This is a genomic window from Nocardia sp. 2TAF39 (assembly GCF_052114905.1).
In the GTDB taxonomy this organism is placed as follows: domain Bacteria; phylum Actinomycetota; class Actinomycetes; order Mycobacteriales; family Mycobacteriaceae; genus Nocardia.
This window is the reverse complement of the sequence record NZ_JBFRFQ010000032.1, coordinates 49117-72378: the sequence shown is the minus strand read 5'-3', so window position 1 is coordinate 72378 and position 23262 is coordinate 49117. Positions and strand designations below refer to the sequence as shown.

Annotated in this window: 1 protein-coding gene (only partly in view); it reads left to right on the top strand. The window is 66.7% G+C overall.

Every position in this 23262-nt window falls within one protein-coding gene, locus AB4Z47_RS20060, for a sigma-70 family RNA polymerase sigma factor, read on the top strand. The gene is 62202 nt long; 6836 of those nucleotides lie to the left of the window and 32104 to its right, leaving coding positions 6837-30098 in view (codon 2279, partial, through codon 10033, partial); the first complete codon in view begins at window position 2. Both the start codon and the stop codon lie outside the window.

The window sequence follows — 23262 nt, the reverse complement described above, 5'->3', positions numbered from 1 at the left end:
CGAACCCACTGCACAACAGCAACCGGAAGCCGTGGCGCTGCTCGAGCTGTGCTCCGCGTTCATCGCGCTGGAGGCTGTGGTCGAGGAGGCAGAGACCTTCCTGCAGTGGGATATCGAGGCGCGGCGGTTGGCCGAGCTGCTGGCCGATTCCGAGCTGCGCGTCGGCAACCAGGCGTTCGACGAGTTGTCGACCCCCGCCAAACACCTGGTGGCCCGGGCCGAAATCACCACCCGAGATGTGCGCGCGATCGAGACCACCGCCCTGGCGTACACCGATCTGGACCGGCACCAGCGCACTACGCTCACCCCGGAAGAGAGCGCGGTGTTGCAGCGGGTGGCGGATTGGGACGACAACGACCCGTTCGGCGGCTTCCACGCCACCAACAGCTACCTGTTCCCGCATGCCGAGCTGCGTGCCCCCGACGACCCGCGACTGACCGACGTCGAAACCGTCGACGGCCTGTTGCGGCGGGGCCGGCTGACGCACCCCATGGTGCTGGCTGTCGCGCTGCACGGCGACGACATGTCCCTCGAGCACCCGCAGCTCGGCATGCGGGAACGCCACGGTGGTTTCGCGGTCGGCTACCTCACCCCACCGCATCCGGACGCGAACCTGGAGTACGTGCGGCTGCCCGCGGGCACCGCGGTGTACTGGGATGCCGAGAACAAAGTCTTTGTGCTGCAACGGGAATGGATCAGCCAGCCGCGGCGGGAATTCGCCGACGAGAACGGCGTGCGGTACCGCTTCAGCACCGCATCGGTGGCCGATGCCGGCCGGATCGTGGCGAACGGACCGTGGCTGGCCGAGTCCGCGACCGTCGAACAGGACATCTCGCCGGATATCGGCTACCTGTACGAGCACCTGTTCGACAACGAACAGCCGAAAATCTGTGGTCCCGAGGCGCAGCAGCGGATCATCGACGCGTTCCCCGCGCTCGCCGAGCAGCTGGGGATGGAACCGACGGTTGTCGACGATGACCTGCGATTGAACGGAATCACCGACCAGCAGCACGCGCTCGCACTGAATGGTGGTTGGCGCAAGGAACCGTTCGGCTACGGCCGTCGGGGGCTGTCCGCGGCGGTGAACGCCGTGCGCTTCGGCGGCATGCGCGCTGTCGCCGGCGTGATCGAGCTGGAAAACAACGTGGGCCACCACGCTTTCGACGTCATTCGGGTCACCAAGGACCTGATCGACAAACACAGTCTGCCGAAGTCGTGGCTGGGCCGGGTCGTGGTGTTCGACAACGCCGACCCGATCGCCCACTACAACAAGGGCTGGATCGGCCCGGACGACATCGACGGTTGGCTGGACCGCGCCGCTATCGGCGCCGGGCGGATCGACGGCGTCGAAATCGGCGCCAAGGGTCCGATGGTGAAGTTCGAAGACCGGCCCGTGCTGCACCCGGATGCGCAGAACCCGATCATGATCGGCCACCGGCCACCGGTCGACGAGGCGTTGGTGGCATTGGCGCGGGAGCAGCGTGACCGGGGGGTGGACTGGGCCGAGCTGGTCGGGGACAACCGGATTGTGCTGCTGCGTGATCGGCACGACCTGCCCGATGTCGGGGAGTACCTGGTCCGGAAGGCGGCCGAGCTGAAGGAAGCCGGCATCGAATTCTGGGGGGTCATGGCCCCGCACCACAACGCGTTCGATGCGCTGAACAACGGCGAAGAAGACGTCGATCTCACCGGGGTGGACTGTGGCTTCGGGGTACATTCCGCCGAGGTCCTGCGGGCCATGGCAGCCGCCGACATCACCATCGTCGGGCTCGCTCCGGAGGGATCGGTGCCGCGGCTGAGCGACGAGTATGCCGAACACGTGGCCGGGAAGGTCACCGAGCTGATGCGGGCGTATCCGGGCGCGGTCGCGGTGCGGGCCGGTATCTTCGACGCCCAGTTGGGCACCGAGGGGTACGGCCTGCGACCGCTGGCCGGGCGCTTGGTCGGCGGCGCACACGCGACAACGGTGATCGGGTTCGACGGGGGCACCGCCGAGGGCATGCGGGACCCGAGACTGGTCACGGCGGCGCGCGCCGCCGGAATGGGGCAGCGGGACTTCGCTGTCGATCTCGGCGAATACCACCGCAACGGCGGTGAATACGAGGATGCGCAGGTCGCTCGTGTCGTGCATCTGGCGCAGCGCCCGATTGCGGAGGCGGTCCTGCGGGCCGCGCGCCGGCCGGGCTTCGAGCTGGGCATGGCAGAGGCGAGTGCGAGGGCCGGCGATCTGGCGGACGGAGTGACCGGGTGGCGGCCACCGCGGCCCGAGCCCGACTCGAATGTCCCCTCGGATGAGGTGCGACGTGCGTCGCGGCCGCAGCGTGCGCGGCGGGAGATGGACCGGGGAACCGGGATCATGGCACCGAACACCGACACCGCCACCTCCAAGCGGTGGCGTTCGCAGATCCGCCCCGCCGAGGCGGACTCGGTGCTGGTCGCGGCAGCCCGACAGCGGCGGGAGGTGAACTGGACCGAGCTGCTGGACGGCAAGGACGTGCTGCTGCTCGGCGACGACTTCGGCAACGGTGCGATCAGCTCGCACCTGATCGGCAAGGCCGAGGAACTGTACGAAGCCGGCGTGCGGGTGTTCGGTTTCGCGGCACCGCACCACGAGGCGTTCGACCTGCTGAACGACGGCGACGACTCCCGGCTGGGCGAGGCGTTCTACGGCGCGGAGAACGGTATGGCTGTGCTGCGCGCCATGCGGGCCGCCGGTATCCGGGTGGTTGCCCTGGAGGCCCCGCACACCGCGTCGCTGTCGGCTGCCGAGCACGAAACGCACATGGCCGAACGGGCTGCTGCCGCCATGGCCGAACTCGCCGACGGTGCGAAGATGGCGGTGTTCGCCGGCAACAGCCACCTCGTCTGGGCGCAGCTGCCTCGCGGGGCCGCCACATTCGGCCAGCAGCTGAGCAAGCGGTTGCGGACGGGTGAGCAGTCCCGGACGCTGACCCTGCAGTTCGCCGGCGGCGCCGAAACCACCAGCGAACCGGCTGCCGCGGCCATCCAGGCAGGTACCGCCCACGTCACCTTTATCGCCGACCTGACCGAATACCGTGACGGCGGTGGACAGTTCGGCGGTGACCGGACCGACGCGGTCGTCCACTTGCGGCAGAAGTCGGCCAGCGGATTGCCGAGCACCGCCGCGTACCTGGGCGCGCCGCCCTCCGCTGCCTCGTCGCTGGAAGGGATCGCGGCCGGCTGGCGCGACGCGGCTGCCGCCGCCACTGTTGCAGGCGCTGCCGCACGCGCTCTCGGCGGAGCGAGCGAGCCGGACCAGGTACTGATCCGCTCTCTGCTGCGCCGGTACGGCGATGACTCGAACGCGGGTTTCGCGCTGACCGATCTCACCGGTCAGGCCGTGGCGAACTGGTCCGGGGACTCGGGTTTCCGGCCCGGGCAGCTGGACGGTCAGGTCGGCTACATTTCGCCGCGGCAGACTGGGGACGGGACCGGTGCCGATGGGCTCGACCAGTTCCAGTGCGGCCCGAAGGTGGTCGACGACGTCCGGACGCAGACCGGGCGCGAGGACATCGTGCCGCTGCCACGAGCCGGTGCGGCCGGGACTCGCGTCAGCGCCGTGGAATCGTCCCTGGCCGGCGTAGATCCGACTGCCGACCAGGCCGAGGCCGGGGTCGACGAGATCCGGCGCTCGCAGTGGTTGTCCGGCGTCGACGAGGCATGGCGGCTGCTGAAAGCCAATGGTCGCGACGGTGATTCGGTGCTGGTCTTCGAGCCCGCCGACCTCGGCAACGGCTCACGCAGCGGCCTCGGCCACGCCTACCGCTTGGTGCTGCACGTGGAAGACGGCGCCCGCCGGGTCGAGAAGCGCGACGTGGGCGCGGACGTGATTGTCGACGACTTCACCCCGTCGGCCACGGATCCGTCCGGGCGGGTGCTGGCGTTGTTCGTCACCGCCGACGGCGAGACGCTCTCGCTGACGGACGAACGCGGTCACGTCGAATTGCGCAGTGGCGAGGATGATTTCGCGGTCGGGGTGGTGTTGGACACCACGAAGGACATAGTGCGGGAGTTGGCGGATTCCGTGCCAGGAAAGCCGGCAAGTCAGGTATTGGACGCTGACACTCCACTCCGGATCAGCCATCGTCCGACGCTCGAAGGCCACACTCACGGATCGTTCGTCTATGACCTCGTGACAGCCGAGATCGCGACCCGAGGCCAGGATCACGCGTACCAGGCCAAGGCGCTGATTCATGAGCTTGTGCACGCCGAGCTCTTCCTGTCCGGGGAGACCCCGAACCCGAGCACAATGACTCGGAAAAAATATGTCTATGCCCGGATTCGGGAAGAGGCATTGGCATTTGCCCGACAGGCATGGATGGTGCAGGCCTTGCAGGCGCAAGGTTACCCGGCCTCGCTGCGCGACGAGGAAAGTCTCTATCTCGAGACCTTCGACGAAGCTTATGCGAAAGCCCGGAACGAAGACTCGACCCTGTCCAAGGGCGATTTACGAGACAGAGCCCATGAGGAGGGATTGCAAGCCCTACAGAAGCGGTTGGGTATTCCGAATTATTCCTACACCCGTTCGGCTGAAAAAGATTGGGACGACTTCCGTAAAAATGAAGCCCATCTGCTGCACAGGGCGACCACGACGGAGGTCGCCGAGCAGCTGAGAGAGCTGGCGCTGCAGAAATTTGCGGCTGCCCGCGATCTGCAGGTGGTCGACCGCTCGGCTGCTGCGGAGTCGGAACGGTTTGCTATGGCACCGCCGGATGCGCTGTCCGAGCGTGATGAGCGCCGCCATGAGCAGGGGGCCTTGATCCTGCGTGATCTGGTCGCGCTGCGCTCGCAGATGGCTGTACGGGACCGCGCAGTCGCTCATGATCTGGAACAGCTGGCAGTGGGCGACGTGATTGCCGCGTATGCCAAGAAACTTCAGGGCCGACCAGTGCATCATCAGGCAGTGCTCATGTCCGGCGGCGCGCGAGAGCGGCTGCTTGTCGCGTCGGGCAGCAGTGATTATGCCCGGATTCTCGGCGAAATCAGAAGTGCCAGACCGGGTCTCGCTCGAAACATCGACCGCGGCCAGGTCGAGATCGAGTATCTGCGGGTCACGGTCGATTATCAGGGGGTTGTGCTGGCCGGTCGGATCAGCACACCACAGACCGCCGCCCGCAACGAGGAGCCGGAAATTTCATGGCTCGGTCTCGCCGAGAGAGCATCCCGACAGCGAACAGAGCGAGTTCTTCGGTTGCTGGCCCGGACCCAGGCCGGGCAATGGGCTGCGAAAATTTTGGCGGACAACGGTGTTCGCTTCTTGATCGAGGCAACACGACGCGAACAATTGTATCCGGCACGGAAAATGCTGATTCTCGATGCCGGTGCCACCGACGAGGAATTGATGGCCGCGATGGTACGCGCGGCCGGTTATCTGGACCTGGAGCACGGCCGGAGGCAAGGAACGGCGTCCCAGATCCGGATGAAGATGTCTCGCGACGATTATGTCGACCAGATGCTCGACGAGGAAACCGCGGCGCACATCATGGGAATTGATGCGATTCGGGAGCTCAGAGGACCTGATCGGGATATCCCGGAAACCCCGGAGGAGCAGGTGTACAACACCGAATCCGACGGGGATGCGGCGTTCGAGGCGTTGCGGGAATTCCTGAGACACCGCACACCGATGTTCTCCGGCCGAACCTACTCGGAAATCTACCGCGATTCCTGGGACGAAGCCAACGGCAATATTCCGGAAATCGATGTCGTATTGGATGCGAACACGGTTGCAGCGCGAAAAGCAGCAATAGTCGAGGAATGGCAGGAAGCGGAACGTGCTATTGCTCGGGCGCGGGGCGAGTTGCCCGAGTTGTCGGCAAGGAAGTTGGCGGATCTCGCCCTGTTGTCGGTGGACCTGGAAATACTGCGGCGGGATCCGAGCCAGGCCCACCTCGTTCGCCGAGTCGATGCTTTCAACCAGGCGCAAGCATGGTTCAACCGGGTGTGCGACATCTCTGCCGGCTACCAGCACTGGGAGGATTTGCATGCTGAACACGATCAGGCTCGGACGCGGTTGGCGGCCTTCCTCAACGAGGATCCGGATGCGGTAACCACATCCTCGGCGGCTCGACTGCTGATCAAGGCGAACACCGAACTGAAGGGAACCGCGGCAGGCGACCGTATGCAGGAGCTGTGCGAGCAGTTCTTGGCCTTCCCGCAACAAGATGCGGCCGTCCGTCGGCTGGATGCGCGTGGTCTGGCCGTGCTCATGGAGACCACGCCCACGCAGCCGGTCGAACCCGATGTCCCTGCTCCAGAACCGATGCCGGCCATAGCGCCGGACGCCACGCGCGATTTCGCCGCGCAGCGGAATGCCGCCGCCCAGGCTCGGTTGGTGGCGACGGTGGACGCGCTACCCGGTCTGTCTGTGCAGACCAGGGCTGCGATCGTGTCGCTGGGCACCAAGATGGTGGCTGCCGGAACGCTGGTCGGAGGGCTCGAGCGCAGCGGTGATACCTATCGCTTCCAGCTGCGCGCTACCGACGGTAGCCCTGTCACTGACATCGAGGTCGTCGATGGGGTGGTGACGGTGCGCACCCATCTGCGTGCCGACCAGACACGACGGGTGCTCACCGCAAGCGAGTTGCTCTTGGATCTGACCTCGGGCTGGAGTGACCGCAAGCGCGCCACCGACGTGTACACCGCGGTGACGCGCCGTACGTCTGCGATGAAACTGGCCGGCGCCGACGGTGAATTCACCATGGAACTGTCCGAGGAAGGCCTGGACGTCATTGTCGCAACCCGCGAGCACGGCAACCTGGCCATGTACTTCGACCAACCGGTTGGGCTGAATGGCACATCGCACCCAACGGATCAGCGGAATGTGCCATTCAGTCCAATAGCGCAGGTGCCGGCAGATGCGGCGGTAAAGCCCAGACCACTGGTCCGGTTGTGGGAGCGCCATGCGCGGGCGTTGACGCAGCTGGGCGAGAACCCGTTGCTGGATCCGCGGTCGTCGGAGCGGCTGCTGTTGCAGCAGGCGCGGGAAACCGCTCGGGAAGCATTGTTGAAGAGCGGGTTCCACCCGAACCAGGTCGCCTCCGCGGTGCAGATGCAGCGTGTGGTCGCGTCGTTACGCGCGCGCAACGGTGCGGTGGCGCCGGACTTGGAGCAGCCGTTCGAGCTGATGATCCAGCTGGAAGAGATCGAACGGCGGCAGCTCCTGGTGCGCCGGCTCGCCGCACTGGAACCCGAGTTCTACGCTGTCTCCACGCAATTCCGACAGGGCGAGGCCGAATACGCGCAGTTGAGCCGGGCGCACCAGCTGCTGTTCCGCGTGGACGGGCTCGCCGCACAGCTGTTGGATGTCCGTGATCCGCAGCTGCAGCCGAATCCGGTGCGCGGTTTCACGGTCGAGGAGACCCTGGCTCGGCACAAGGTCGCACGGGTGGAACAGTTGGCCGATCCGGCGGTCGAGGCGAGGTTGCGGCGGGAGCTGGCCACGGCGCACCGGGCGACGACCCGGCTGTTGGGCATGGACCCGATGCGGTTGAGCGACAGCTACTTGGAGGCATTGGCGGCAAGCCCGAAGCTGAATTGGACGACGACGGCGCAAATCCTGGCGACCGACCCGGAGGAAGTCGGGGCGCAGGACTGGGCCGACGCGATGACCAGCCGACGGCGCGATCATCGGGCCGACCGGGTCACCCGGTTCCAGGAGCTGCGGGAGCTGGTCGCGGCGATCGACCGGTTCCGGGAAGCCGAAGCCGAAGTGCGGAAAGTGCATGCCGAGCTGAATGTGGCGCTGGACGAAACACCCGGTGCCGACGTGTCGGTCAACCAGTGCAGCCCGGACAACCTCCGAGTGCTGCGCGACACCACCGGCAACCGGAATGTCCGGGTGTTGCGGGCCGGATTGGCCGGGGTAACCGTAGGCGAACACGCCGAAGCAGCGAATAACGCTACCCCGCAACACTTCCCGTTTTTCGCGGGCAACCCGCACCGGATTGTGGAGCAGTCGTTCCGGTTGATGTTGTCGCGGATGGACAAGAAGGACCGCAATGGCGCGACCATGCAGGTGCTCTACGGTTCGCGGTTCACCGACCGCTACGGGGTGAGTGTGCACATCGCCCAGTTAGTGGCCGAGTACGACGAGCACACTGACAAACTCGTCATCCATCCCACCGACCCGACGAACAAGACCTTCGGCCAGTACCCGATCGTGGATGTGGATACCCTGGACCACATCTGGGCGATGGCCTTCGACCGCCACGGCAATGTCCTGAAACTGCCAGGGGAAACCCCCGGCCCGGACCCACGGAACCTGCGGGTGGGACAGACCGGTCCGGTGGATCCGGCGGCACAGCCGCCCGGGTTCGCGCGGCACGCGGAGCTGATCGCCGAGCTGTCGCGGCAGCTGCGGCTGAAGCCGGGACAGCTGACCCGAGTCCGGTTGCGTGACGCGCTGGCGATCCTGCAAGGCGCGATCGATGCCCTCGGTCCCGAGCAGTGGCAGGAGTTGTCGCGCAACCCGGACGTGGCCGCCCGAGTTGCGGCCTGGCTGGGCGGCCGCGTGCGGTTGATCTCAACCGCACAGTCACACCAGGAAAAGTTGAGCAAGGCCAGTACGCGGCCCACAGCGTCTCGCTTCAGGTTGTTCGAGCTCCTCCGAGGCCGAATTGCCGCGAGCACCGGCAAGTCGAACTACGAGCTGCGACAGATCCTGGGTATCCCGCCGAGGGCCGATTCGCGCGCAGCCGATACACAGCACCTATGGACGGAACCACGACGGGCAATGGCGCTCGTGTCGCCGGAACTGGCCTCGCTGATCGATCGCTATTCGGCGGTGGACTGGCGGGAATTCCAGGAAGTAACGCCTCCACACTCCAGGGCCGGGGACAAAGGGTGGACTTCGTCCCGCGCATCCGGGACTGCGTTGATCAACGTCGCGAATCGGGCCGGGGTGGGGACGCCGATGGTTCGCGACTATCTGCTCGGCAACTCGATATCGGATCCGGCCAAGGTGTCCAGGATCCGGGAGGCGGTGCAGCACTACGGATACCGACCCGAACAGCTTGCGTCGTCGGTGGACACCGCGGAATCGCCTTCTGAGCCGACACCGGCTGTCCAACAAGAATTCTCGGCTGATGTCGGCGACGTCCAGGCCTTCGACGGTTCGCTGCGCCCGGCCGTGGCACTGGAATGGGTGTGGTCGGCGTGGCAGAACGGGGCATTGCCGGCCTCGGAGCTGGACGCGCTCGACCCCGTTCAGGGGGAACCCCTGCGGCGGTTGCTGGAGAGTGGCTCGCGTCGGAACATTGCCGCCGTTTCCCGCGAGTTGAACCGCCACCGGGACTCCGTCGCGGTTGCGGTGTTGCGTGGTGCGCTCGAGTTGGCCGAGAAGGTCCCTGCGGCGTTGCGCGTGGTCCGGAGTGCGCTGCGTCCGGTCACTGTTTACGAAATCGCGGCCACCGCCGGGGTGAGCAACTCCCACGTCGAACGGGCTTTTGTCGACGGAACACAGGTGGACCAGGAGACCAGGCAGCGAATCGAGCAGGTGGCCGAACGGCTCGGATACGTGCCGCCGAAACGGCGGCAGGCGGACACAGCCGTGGCCGAGCAGGGCAGCCGGATTCCGACGGATATTCCGGCGACCGGTCGAGTCGCCACTGCCGACCTGCCGGAGCTCGGTGCCGAAACTGCCACTTTCACCCTTCCGAGAGAATTCCGGAAAGGCCCGTTGTTCAACTGTGCACCGCCGATGGTCGGGTTCATCAACGAGTTCCAGGTCGAGATCAAGGCAGTGGTCGGCCCGGGGCTGGACGATTCGCAGGAGGGCCGCGAGCAGGGCGTGCTGGAAGAGGCGATCGCGCGTGGGGTCGGGTTCGAGTGGAAGAAGGATGGTTTCGGACTCGGCGCGGCCGGGTTGCGCAATGTGTGGGATCTGGTCAGGAATTCGAAGAACCGCCTGGCGGTGGCCGGGGTCATGGAATTCGGCGACGAAGGTGCGCACGCATTCGGGATAAAGAAGCGCGCCGACGGCAAGGTCGAAGTGTTCGAGATGGTCGGCGGGCGGGAACGGCGCTGGGTCGGCGACGAAGAGGTGCAGGAGTGGTTCGACTCGCGGGCGAAGATGAAGCCGGGCCGGATACTCGGCATCGTCGTCGGCGAGCAGGTCGAGGGGCAGCCGTTCGTCGAGGGCCGGGACCGGAAGGCGATCATCGCCCGGTCCGCGCCGCGCGGCCGGGTCCGCGGGCTGCGCTTCGGCGGCCGCGACAGCGGGCAGGCGGGCGCGGTGTCCGGGTTCCTGTCCAGGGTCCGCGGGCAAGTGGCCACTATCTGGCAGCAGCGGAAACTGCTGTCGCAGTGGCCCGCCGCGGTGGCCCTGTCCCGCGCCGGCTTCCAGGTCGAAGCCGGGGAAGAACTGCGCCTGGACGGTGCGGTGTTCGAACCGATCGCGCCACGTGAGATCGGGGAGAACGGACTGCGTTCCTGGATCGAGCATGCCATCGAGGAAGCTCGGGCTCAGCGGGTTGTGCTCGACCTGCAAGATGCCACGGTCGAAATCCCGGATCTGGTCCGGCTGCTGGGCGATCGGCCGATCGCAGGGCTGCGTGGGGTTGTCGCGATCGATCGGTACGGCACCGTGATCCAGCTGGACCCGGACGACCTCGCCCCGGTGCAGGACGCCACCATGCCGCAGCGGCCTGAACCCACCGACGACAACGACGACAACGACGACGGGCCTGATTCCGGGGGCCGCGGAGTCGGCGACGGGGACGGGCCGCCGCCGCTGCCGGAACCGGGGTCGGAGCAACCCTCCGATGGGGTGCTGCCGCAGCCGTTGGTCATATTGCGCCGCAACGATGTGCAGCGGCTGGAGCGGCTGCAGGCGGAGCTGTCGACCAGTCGGCCCGAGGAGGCGCTGGAGCCGGGATCGATGGCGCGCTCCGCACTGCGGGAGCGGTACCTGAGCCTGATCACATTGTTGGAGCAAGGCAGTGACCTGAAGCATGGTTCGTTGTCCGATCCGCGACGGCTGCAACGGGAAGTGGACGCATTGGGTAAGGACCGTGCGCGATACCGGCAACTGGAGTCGAAGCTCGGTCCTGCTGTGCAGCAGTTGCTGCCGTTGGTCCACCTGCATCGGGACATGCTGCGCTTCGCCGAGGCCGATCGGCTCGCCGCGCGTATCGGGTGGATCGACCAGCTGGAAGGGCGGCTGGACGAGGAATTCCGCCGGGGTGTGCACCGCGCGGAATTCCTGGAACACGCTGAGACGGTTGCCGAGATAGCTGAGCTGGCGCAGCAGCGGGCGGAGATCTTCGATCGGGAACTCACACCGGTGCAGGTGTTGGGTGACACCGAATATGGTTGGCCGCCTGGGCATTCGCGTCCGAGCTCGGAAGCCGAGGCAAAGCTGCGGGAGCAATTCGCCGTCGCCGGAGTCGAATTGGAGATAGCGCTGGACGCGGCAGGCGTGTCCGGGGTGGACCTGGACACCGTGACCGCAGCGCAGGTGCCTGCGGAGCTGGCACAGCAGGTCGGGAAATTCGAGCGGATGCGCACGCTGGTGACGATGTTGCGCCAGCTCGACGCCGACGCGGAACAGGTGGACGCGCTGGAAACTCGATTGCGCGACAAACTTTTCGCCGCGGTTGCCCACCGGCCTGCGGAACAGCCGGCGAACACCACGGTGGTGGGATTGGGCCGCAAGCTGATCGGGTTTCGGTTGAGCGAATCCCAGTCGTGGGAACCGCTGTATCAGCTTCTGTTGAACCGGGGTGGGCGGTTCGGTATCCACCCGGACCACTTGCCCGACGATGTGGCGCAGCGGCTGGAAAAGCAGCGGACCGAGCTGACCAACCGCTTGGCGACCCTGTACGAGGATGTCACCGCACAGGAGATGACACCGGAATGGGTTGTCTGGGAGAAGATGGACTTGGAACCGGGCGTGGACGACCCGGAGCTGGTCGAGGTGCTGGAGGAGCTGGCCCTCCTGGATATGGTGATCAAGACCGTGACCGAGTTCGCGGCGGTGGATCGGGAGCGGCTGAAGGTGCTCCAGCAGCTGGAGGCAGACCTCTGGCTGACCAACGACCAGAAACGGCAGGCGCAACGTCGCCTCGAGCTGCTGCGGCGCCAGGGAGCGGATCTCACCGACGCCACCGCGGAATACACGCGGTTGACGCAGTGGGAGCAACAGCTGCACCGGTATCGCGCCAACCTGGAGATCCGGCTGGAGAACTGGCGCGCGGCGCGCGAACGGCTTGACGAGCGGTGGCTCGAGTTGCGGCTGGGCCTCTACGAGGAAGTCGGGACGGTGGGTCCGGGAACCGATCCGGAGACGATCGCGCTGACCCGGCAGTACGAAGCCCGAGAACAGGAACTGAATGACGAGTTGCGCCTGACCGAGCGGCGGCTGGCGGCCCCCTCGCCGACTGCGGTGGCCGCACTATCGGAAGACACCGTAGACAACGCTGCCACACCGGATCAGCCCGGCGACGACCAGGACGGACCCGCTGCCCGGTACAGCCGGGTCGGTGACGGTGGCCGACCGGTGTTGCCGCTGCCGCCGCCGGAGGCCGGGGAGCCGTACAACGGGCGGCTGCCGCAGTCGCTGGTGGCGTTGCGGCGTGCCGAGGTGGCGGAACTGGAACGGCTGCATGCACAGCTGCTGTCCGGACGCGCCGAATCCGCGCTGGAACGCTCCTCGCGCGGGCGCGAAATCCAGGAGGGCATGTACCGACGCCAGATCATGTGGTTGGAGGAGATCCTGGGTCTGGCTCGGGGGACGCTGCAGTCGGATCCGCTACGGCTGCAACAAGAACTGGATGCGTTGGAGCCCAGTGGCTTTGCGGAGCAGTCCATCCTCGGCACCCTGCCCGACATGCACAAGGACATGATGGTCCTGGCCGAGGCCGATCGGCTCGCGGAGCGGATCGAGCGGCTCGACCAGGTGGAGGCCCGGTTGGCCGAGGAATACCTGGCCGGTGCGCACACCGAGGGATTCCGGGTCCAGGCCGAGGACGTTGCCGAACTGGCATCGGCGGCGCGACAGCGAGCCGAACTGCGTGGCGGACTCGGGCAGAAACAGGTCGTCGCCCTGGAATACGGTTGGCAGCCCGAACAAGTGCGACCGGACACCGAAGTCGAGGCGCAGCTGCGGGAAGAATTCGCACTTCTCGGCTTCGAGTTGGAGCTGGCCCCGGAGCTGGCCGAAGTGGACCTGACGAGCGTGACTGCCGTGCAGGTGCCTGCGGAGCTGCGCACGCGGGTGCAGAAGTTCGTGCAGCTGCATGCGGCGGTCATGGCCCTGAATCAACTGGACGCGCTGGAAACCGAACTGGACGACAAGCTGCGCGCGGTGGCCGTTTACGTTCCCGCGCAGACTCCGACGAACACCGCGACGGTCGGGTTGGGTAGTGAGTTGGTCGCCCTCCGGATGGCGGAAACCGAACAGCGCGAACAATATTACGAACTCCTGTCGCGCTCGATTGGGCAATTCGGCTTCCACCCGGACAATCTGCCCGCCGACGTGGAGCAGCAGCTGGACGATCGCCGGACGGAGTTGGCCAAGCAATTGGCGGGACTGCTCGGAGATGTCCTCGAGCAGCAGCTGACCCCGGACTGGGTTGCGGACCGGAATGCGGAACTGGGTCCGGCACCTGACGACGCGCAAGAGCCGGACGAGAACAGGGTGCTGCGGCGGCTGGCCGCCCTGGATATCGTGCAGACGTCGGTGTTCGAGTTGATGTTGGCGGACACCTTGCGCCTCGGCGTGCTGGAGCAGCTGGAAGAACAGCTGTGGCAGATCCACGAACAACTGCAGGAAGCCGAGCTGCAAGTCGAGCTGTTGCAGCGGGACGCTCCGGATTCGCCGGAGCGGGAGCATGCGCTGGAGAAACAGCAGCGGTTGCAGCGACGCCGAGACACATTGCAACTCAGACGCGATGACCTGGAAAATAAGGCACGCTTTCGCCGTGAGGCCTGGGAGAGCGTGGCCGAGCGGTTGGGTGAGCTCGGCCCTACCGCTCGTGACGGCCGGGAGCTGGCCGCCATGGCGGACCTCGACCCCCAGGCACAGGTCCTGATCGCGCAGTACCTCGAAAATGCGACGAAGTTGGATGACCAGCTGCGGCAGACCCTCGAGCTGCTGGACCCGACTCGGATGGGGCTGACCGAGGGCCTTGCCCCGGAAGCCGTCCTGGGTGACCCGTCGTCGCGGCCGCCGTGGGACCCCACGGGCGAAATAGGACTCCTTGCGTCCGGGATGTTTCTCAGTGCGCTCACCGGGCGCGTTGAGCCGTTGCCCGGAGGGAACGCGGACTTCCTGGCCGGGGATCTGCCTGCGATGGACGGCAGCGTGACGCACGTCGCCCCCGACAAGAATTGGCGTGACCGCCTCGGACTGGACATCGAGCGGGGACAAGCAGAGCGGTCGCTGACCGACGTGGTGGACATGGTGCGCGACACCTTGCCCGCTCTGCTCCGGAACGCAGTGCGAGTCCAGGACACGATCGCGGCGCTGCTCGCTGATCCGCAGGCCACCACGGAGCGGTTGCGGGCTTGGGGGGCCAAGGAGTACGCCCTCACCGCGGTCGGATCCGCAGTGACGGAGTATCGACGGTCCGACAGAGCCCGGAATCAGGCATATCTGTCCCTGGTCGACGCGGTGAGCACGGCACGCGCCGGCTTGCCCGAGGCGATGCGGCCGACGATGGACCGGGAACCGCTCGCATCGGCTCTGCTGGCCGATCCGGCGGGAACGATCGACCAGTTCCGGACCCGCGGTGCGACACCCGAGGCACTGGCATCGGTCGGATCGGCGCTGGCGGACCACCGGCAGGCGGATGCTGCGCTGGCCCAGGCACAACAGACGCTGGCCGATGCGACCGAGATGCTGCGGGACAGCCTGCCGACGATGATCCGGGGCGGGGTGGGAGTCCAGCAGGTGCTCGCGGCACTGCTCGCCGATCCGGCCGCGACTGTCGAGCAGTTGCGAGCATGGGGTGCAAAGGTATTCGCGCTCAACGCGATCGGCCCGGCTCTCACCGAATACCGCCGCGCGGACGAAGAAGTGCGGCGGGCCGACAAGTCGGGTGCCGAGCGGATGCAGTGGGCGCTCCCGGCAGAGGTCGAGAGGGTCTACCGCGCTCGGAAGGCGCGAGAAGCCGAGCGCATCGTCCCGGCCCGTCAGCCGCGTCCGGTCGCGCTACCGGAGCCGGACGGCGACTGTGTGGTGTTGGCCGGGCAGGCCGCCAACGACTACTACCTTGCGGTGCTGGGCGACGAGTACCGCAGTGTGCTGGGCAGCGAGCGTGCGGTCACGCTGCCGGACGCACCGGTCGACCACGCCACCACGCGACCCGAGGACAGCGGTACTCCGGGTGCGGCGATGTCGTGGCAGGCCAGTGGACACCTCAGCTACTTCGGGGCCGGCGTCGACGGGTTGTTCGAGGTCGAGGCCTGGCTGACCGGAGCCGAAGCAGGGCAGACCCTGACCGGGCAGGAGCGTGAGCAGCAGCGGAAAGCAGCCTCGGGGCGCAGCGTCCTGGTGGTGGAGTCCTACAGCGAGGACCACTTCCACGCTTATTTCGTGGTCAACCACGAGGGCGAGCTGTTGAAGTTCGACCGCACCGGCAACCTGGTCGGCGAGTTCATCCCGGCCGAGGGTGCCGGCCTGGTTCGCACCGTGCACGGTGTGAAACTCGGCGCGGACGGCAAACCGGCAGAGCCGCTGGCCGTCGACGCGGAAGGAAACCCTGCCGACCCGCTGGACCCGGATTCTCAGCTCACCACCCCGCCGGCCCCGGGCCCGCACGTCGGCCAGATCACCGGCAGGCACTCCGGCCGCCTCGACGACGCCGGTTCGGACCACGGCGACGGCGACGCCGGTTCGGGTGACCGGGACGCAGCCGCGGACGAAACGCCGCCGGCGCAGCCGACGGAAGCGGACGACCCGGTCGACGGCCGGCTGCCGGGAGCGCTGGTCGGCATGCGGCGCAACGCCGACGCGCGGGTGGACGAGATCTATGCACAGCTGTTGGTGTACCGGGGGTATCCGGCGGACGCCGGAGCCCGCGAAGAGCTGGCGGAGCGCTATCCCAGGCTGGTTTCGGAGCTGGAAGGCCACCTCGGGCTGGCTGCGGGAACCCTGACCGACGAGCTACAGCTGTCGCGGGCGCTGGACGCCGTCGCGAAGAGGGAAGTCACCTCATGGCGGCTGCGGCACCTGGCGGAAGCGGTTTCCATCTCCCGAAGCCACCGGGCGATGTATGCCGAAGCCGATCGGCTGACCCACCGCAGTCGGCAGCTCAACAGGCTGGAAGCGGAGCTGAACGAGTTGTATCGGGCTGATCCGCGAAGCGAACAGTTCCGGTCTTTGGCCGCCACATCGGCCCGGCTGTCCGAGAAGGCCCGGGAACTCGACGAGCTGTCCGAACCCCAGCTGTGGCCGGAGCAGATCCTCGGAGTCTCCGAATACGGTTGGCGTGCCGGAGCGTCGCGGCCGGATGCGGATGGTGAGCAGGCGTTGCGCGACCGGCAGGAGATCCTCCTGGCCGGACTGCAGCGGGTGCCCGAGGTGGACCCGGCGACCGCGAACCTGGGCGAGCTGCGCCGCGTGCTGGCACAGCAGCCGCAGCGGTTGGCGCGGCTCGAACCACTGGTGCGGGAATGGGTGCAGGTGCGTCGGCTGATAGAGCTGGTCGAGCTGGTCGACCGCCGGGAACACCGGATCCGCCAGCTGGAACTCGATCTGCATCTCGGTCTGGACGGCGCGGTCGGGAACCTCGATGTCTTCTATTCGGCACGGGACACCAGGATCGGTCTCGGAGTCGAACTGGCCGCGATCCAGCTGCGCGTGACGAACGCGAGAGACACCATCGCGCAGGAGGGTCGCCGGTTCATGGTGTCCCCGGACGACCCGGTCGCGGATACGGTGCGGTGGCTGACCGAGCAGCGTTCGGCGTTGACCGACCAGCTCAGGCAGATGGGCGCCGACGAAGGTACGGATATGGATCCGATCTGGGTCGGCATGGTCGCGGAACGGCTCGAAAAGTTCGGCCCCCGAGCCGACCAGGAAGTGGTTGCCCTGATCGAGCCGCTGCAGGCGCTGGACCAGGTGCTGAAAGCCGCTCGACTGCTCGACGACACCGACGACCGAGTGGTCGACGTACTCGACGGCCTGGAAGCAGCACTGGTTACGGCGGATACCCGGCAACGGGAACTGTCCAGGCAGCTCGCCGTGGCCGACCCGGCCCCGGAAGCGGCGGCGCTGCGGGCGAATGCAGCACAGCAGGTGGAGCGGTGGACACGGCGACTGCGGCTGTTGCAAGACCGCCGTGACCGGCTCGAGCGGGCAGCCCAGCGGCTGCGCGAGGTACAAGCCGAGCTGCGGCAGCCGGAGAGATGGCGCCGCATGACATCCGCCGACCTCGACAAGGCCGAACGGGAATTCGTTCGCGAACTGGACCGGGCCTTCGAGCTCGCGAACTCCTCGCCGGGAAACCCGAGGTTCGCGGCGCAGCCCGCGGACCAGACCGAGGCGACGGATGCTCGGCAACCGGCAGCGACCGACCGCCTCAGATTCGAGCCGGACGGGACGACTGAATACCAGCCGAGTGCGGCCGATCCATTCGACACCGGCGACCCTGCCCATGCCCGGGAGGCGCTGACCGAGTCGGTGCGGGTGGGCCTGGACACCCTGCCCGCGCATGTGCGGACCGCAGGGGATGTGCAGGCGATCACCGAGGCCTTGGTGAACGGACGCCAGCGTGTCCTGGATGTGCTGCGGGGCTTGGGAATAGCGCAAGCCGAGTTCGACGCCCTGTCGAGAGCGTTCCGGTGGTTCGTCTTCGCAGACGAGACGGCGCAGCAGGTCGCGCAGCGCTCGAACGCAGCGGTTGCTCCGGAGTCCGACCCGGATGTGTCGCGGGAGCCGGAGGCGGATGCGGCCCGGGCACGCTCCACGGCGAGTGACTCGGCGGATGCGCAGCGCCGGGCTTTGGGGGGCGGGCTTCCAGCCCGCCGGCAGGTGCTGCCTTCAGTCGGCGACGGTGTGGCGTTATGGGTGGACGTCGACGGTCGCCGGTCGGGCGCTACCGTCCCCCGTCCGTTCAACTGCGGTCCGCGGGTGCAGTGGTTCGCGCGTGATGCGGTGGGTGGGGTTGTGGGGGCGGCGATGCGGCCGCGGGATGTGAACCACCCGGGCATCGCTCTGGCCGGGATGGACAAGGTCACCCTGGTCGAAGACATGAACGTCGGCTGGCTCGAGCAGCCGTTCGGCGTCGGCACCACCGGTCTGGCGGCAATGGTCGAGCATGCCCGCCTGACCGGTGGGGTTCTGGTGGGTGGCGTGGCTCCCGCAGGCGGCAAGGGCATGGGTCATGCGTTCGCGGTGGTGCGGGTCGACGAGCGGTTCGCGAAGTTGCTCAACGACCTTCCGAAGTCGGTGCGTGGCCGCAGGCGGGTGAAAGTCGGCGAGGTGGTGGTGTTCGACAACGCCCGCGGCGGCTTGCTGCGGCGTAAGGCGGTCGACAAGTGGATGAAGTCCGGCTGGGTGGGCTCCGAAGATGTGCATGTGGCCGGTTGGGATGCCGCGGGTACGGCGTTGGAAGGGTTCGACGCCGAGGTGCAGGCCCGCCGTGGCCCGGACGAGAATCTCGGTGCGGGGCGGGGCGTCGACGTGCCGACCGAGCCTGCCGCGAACCCACCCGAACCCCGCACATCCCCGATGGGGGATCGGGCTGCCAGCGCTTCCAGTCCGACTCGGCCGCTGGGACAGGGGTCTTCCAACGGTGGAAGTTCCCGTCATGGAAGTTCCCGCGACGAGCCCAGCCCTGAGCATGCTCCGCAACCCGGGCAGCCTTCGGGCCCCGAAGTGGTCGGGTCTCGGGCGCGCGCGGCGGCGCGAGTCGCGGAGTTCCGTCAGCTCTACGCGCTGGACTTGGCCTTGGCCGGTGTCCGGGAAGGCGTCCTCGACCTGGCCGCGCCTCTGGGGCTCGTGCCACAACGGCAGGACCCGGAATCACTGGCGCAGGCGCTTCGGGAACTGCGGGCGGCACAGCCGGGTGAGGTCGATCCCGCTCGTGCCGAGCAGATCCGGGTGCTGACGGAAGCGCTGCGGAATTACCGGCAGGTGTATGAAGTATCGGGTCGCTTCCACGCACTGCACGGCGAACGAGTGCGGGCCGAACTGGACTTCGAAGGTCTTCGGTCGGAACGTGACCTGTATGCGGCCGAGCATGGCTTGGATCCTGAGCGGCTGCCGGATCCACCTCCCGAAGCGATAGCCGAGGTGGTGTCCCGGCTGCACACTGTCCAGGAGAAAATCACCCGTCTCGACGGTCTCCTGAGTGTGCTCTCGACCCGGATTCTGCGGCTGACCGATCCGCCGATCCGCAATACCGAAGGGCCTGCGGTGGTGGCGACTGCGGCGGCGGTCACCGGCAATCCGGAGATCCGCCCGCTGAATCGGGACGTCGCCGACGTCGCGGCACCGATGTTCGAGTTGGCGGCCGCGTTCGGTTCGCAGCCACAGGAACTCGGTGACTACGACGACGTGGTCGATATCTTGAGAACATTGGGGCCTGACGCCGCGGTGGTCATCTGTGACGATCACTCGGACGACGACGGCAGCTACGTTGTGGTCAACAGCGGTCATCGGATCCGGCGGGTGGGGGTCCTCGGCGCCACCAGCACCGAATTCGCGCCGACGCCACGAGAAAAACGAATACCGCTGCGCGGCTTTGTATTCGATCGCCACGGTAATCGCGAGCGCCGTCTGGGCGATGCCGCCCGCGGCGCGCTGGAGGACCTGGTATCGCATTATCAGGAGACGGCGCGAGAAGAGTGGAAGCTGCGACGGCAGGCCCTACGGGAGATGAATATCGAGGCCGATACCGATGACGTCGACCTCGACGAGCTGGTCGCCGAGCTAAGGGGCAGATCCGAGAATACGGATGCGGATCTGCAGGCGATCGCGAAGTTGCAGTCCGTTGTCGACAGCAGCTCGTTCATTCGGCGCCAACTCGCCGATATCGAGACCGCCGCCGAGGTGGTTATGGCAACCGGCGCAGTCGCGGCGCCGGCCGCACCGGAGGTGCCACCGGACTGGTACCGGCATGCGATGACCGCGGGATTCTCGGGCTCGGCACTATTCGATCTCAAGGCTCCCACGGGCAACGGGCATTCCCGCCTCGTTCTCACCGCTGATGTCGTGGACTGGCAGGCTGAGGAACTGCTCGGTAGGAATGCCTGCCATATTCTGGCCGGTGCCCTGCGCAGCATGACCGGATGGGATGTCGTCACGATAGACCGTCTCGAGAACGGGAACTGGGAAACGACGCACAGCGGAATACTCACCCCCGACGGCGATGTCATCGATATCTTCGGGCGCACCGAGCTGGCGGCGGCAAAAGCCAGATATGGCACCGAGGAGACCGTGCGACATCGGATAGTGCCCGGTGACCGCATTCCCGGCGATGTGATGCTCGAAATGGAAGAGGTCCGCGGCAACGGTCTATGGTGGGCGGCTGTCCTGGGGGGACACCACACCGCAGTGGTGAGCCAGTTCGCGCGACACCTGCTGCGTATCCATGGCTATGCGGAAATCGCCGAAACCGTGTTGCGTGGTGAAGACGCGACCGTGCTTGCCCGGAATTATCGATCGGCACGGCAATTCGAGAACATCGACCCGTTGCGCGAACTCCCCGATTTCCAGCGGCGGATGTTCGACGCCGCGGAGGACGACGGCGACCGGCGGGTGCTGGCGCAAGCGAACCCGATATCGATCTGGCAAACCTTCGAGGCATTGCCCGCGCAGCTGCGCGACACCGCGATACTCCGATTCGGAGCAGCCAAGACGATCACCGAGACCGCCGACGAGCTGGGGATCACCCGGGAACGGGCGGCGGAAACGCTGCGCACGGTGGCGCGGACCGTCGCCGAAGCGGTGCGACAGCAGCAGTTCGAGGCGAACATGGCCGGCTGGGACCGTCCGACCCTGCGTGCGGTGGCCCGGCATGCCGGGGTCGGCGCCACCACCGTGCACCGTGTCGTCCACGACCTGCCCGGGGTGTCCACCGAAACCCGGCAACGGGTCCGCCGGGCCATCGTGGAACTCGCCGAGCTGCCAGGTGCCGAACTCGGCGACGGGTTGTCAGTGCATGCGGTGGCTCATTATCTGGGTATCCCGGCCGCCACCGTGGCCCATGCGATTGCCGGCCATCCATGGAGTAGCACCGAGACCCGAATCCGAGTGCATAAGGCTATCGAGGCACTCGGTGGCACCCCACCGGAAACACTGCCGTCCCCGGAGACCGTCCAAGCGAGGCGAGTGTTCGGCAAGCGCGTCATCGAAGTGGTGAACGACGGCGTGTTCGCCGAGGGTTGGGCGGATCTGGCCGCGCATCTGGATGACGGCCGGAAGAACTGCGGACCGCTGGTGCAGTGGCAGGCCAAGGACTTCCTCGGGGCGGCCGGGGAGAACATCGACGCGGCAGATCCGAACGACACTCGTTTCCTCGTGGACGGGATGACCGGCGGCGAGTTCGCGGCGCGTTTCAAAGCCCGCTGGGCGCGTGATCCATTCGGGGTCGGCTCCGCAGGACTGGCGAGGGTGGTGCGCCATGTGTGGTTGCACGGTGGGCTGGTCGCCGGAGCGATGGAGTTTCCGGGCCAGGGTGCACACGCGTTCGCGGTGTTCAAGGTCACCGAAGACTATGCCGCCCGGCATCCGGAGCTGGGCCTGCATGTCGGTGAGATCGTCGTGTTCGACAACGCCGCGGGCGGTTTGATCCGCGGTACGGACGTGGACGACTGGGTCCGCCTGGCCGCCGAGGGCGTCGGCGAGGTGCACGGCATCGTCTTCGACGAAAACGGCAAGCCTGCCCTTCCGTCGGACGGCGACCGGGCGGGTGGCCGCGGTCCAGTGGGGGTGATCGGGGCGCGGCCGGATCAGCACCGGAGCGCGGCACCGGACCGGAGCGCGGAGGTCGTGCCCGAGCCCGAACCCGACTCCGCCGAGGTCCATGCTGCCGGCCGGGATGCGAACGGCGAAGCGTTGGAAGGGTTCGACGCCGAGGTCCAGGCGAACCGCGGCCCGGTCGGCAACCTCGGGGCCGACTTCGGCGGGGTCGATTTTCCGGATTTCGATAGCGTGCCGAGTCGGGTCCGGGCAGATTCGAATGCCGTCGAATCCTTCGCATGGCCAAGAAATCCTCCACCTCGGGAAGGTCCGGAGTGGCATGCATATCTGAGAGCGTGGGAAAGATGGATGGATGCGAATCCATCGATAGCAGATGATTTCCTTGACCTCGACAGTTACCTTTGCTGGGACGATTACCGGGAAATGCAAGCGGAATTGCGAAATCGGCACACCGTCCCACTGACGCCGGAGCGGCAGAGAGTGGTCGATGGAGCCGTCAGGGCGCTCGGCAGAGTGCCGGTATTTCAAGGCCCAGTGGTGCGGCACGTGAACAACCTTTCACCGGAAGTGCTCGATCGATATCAGCCGGGAAATACCGTGACCGAGGAAGCCTTCACCTCTACCACGATGAACCTGGACGGCGTGCCGATTCATAAAAACAGGGCGGACGTCGAGATGCGGATAGTGAGCAAGACAGGAAGGAATATGCTATATGTTCCTCTTGTCATAAGAGGCGACGATGAAGTTCTATTTCCACCCGGAACACAATTTCATGTCACCGACCGATACTTCGACGATGAGTCCGGACACATCGTAATCGAAATGGAGGAGATCACCGAAGCCGTGTTGCGTGATGAAGACGCGACCGTGCTTGCCCGGAACTACCCATCGAAGCGGCAATTCGCAGCAGCCAAGACGATCACCGAGACCGCCGACGAGCAGACCACGGCCGCCGAAGCTACTCCGGTGACCGGTAGCGTCGCCTTGATCCTGCTGGAGGCGATCCACACGCACGACCGCGACGTGCTGTTGCCCCTCGCGGCGGAGTTGGGCGACGAGGACCGAATGGCCTTCGAGTACTACTTCGGGGAGAACGGGAAGGAGCAAAGCTCCAGGATCGACCTGGAGGCACTGCTGGGGTTGAGCCTGCCGGGGGTCGATTTGCGGTTGTATCGGCTGGCTGAACTGCTGATCGGCCGGCTTGCGCCGGAATTCCTGGAGCGCTACACGAGTCTGGGCACATTGCGGCGGCTCACGGTCCGGGATGTGGCCGAGGCCGTGGGTTTGAGTCGAGGGACGACCTCCACCATTCTCAACAGCAACCGTCCCGGAGTGGCATCTAGGGCGGTTGTGGCCAAGACCAAGGCCGCGGC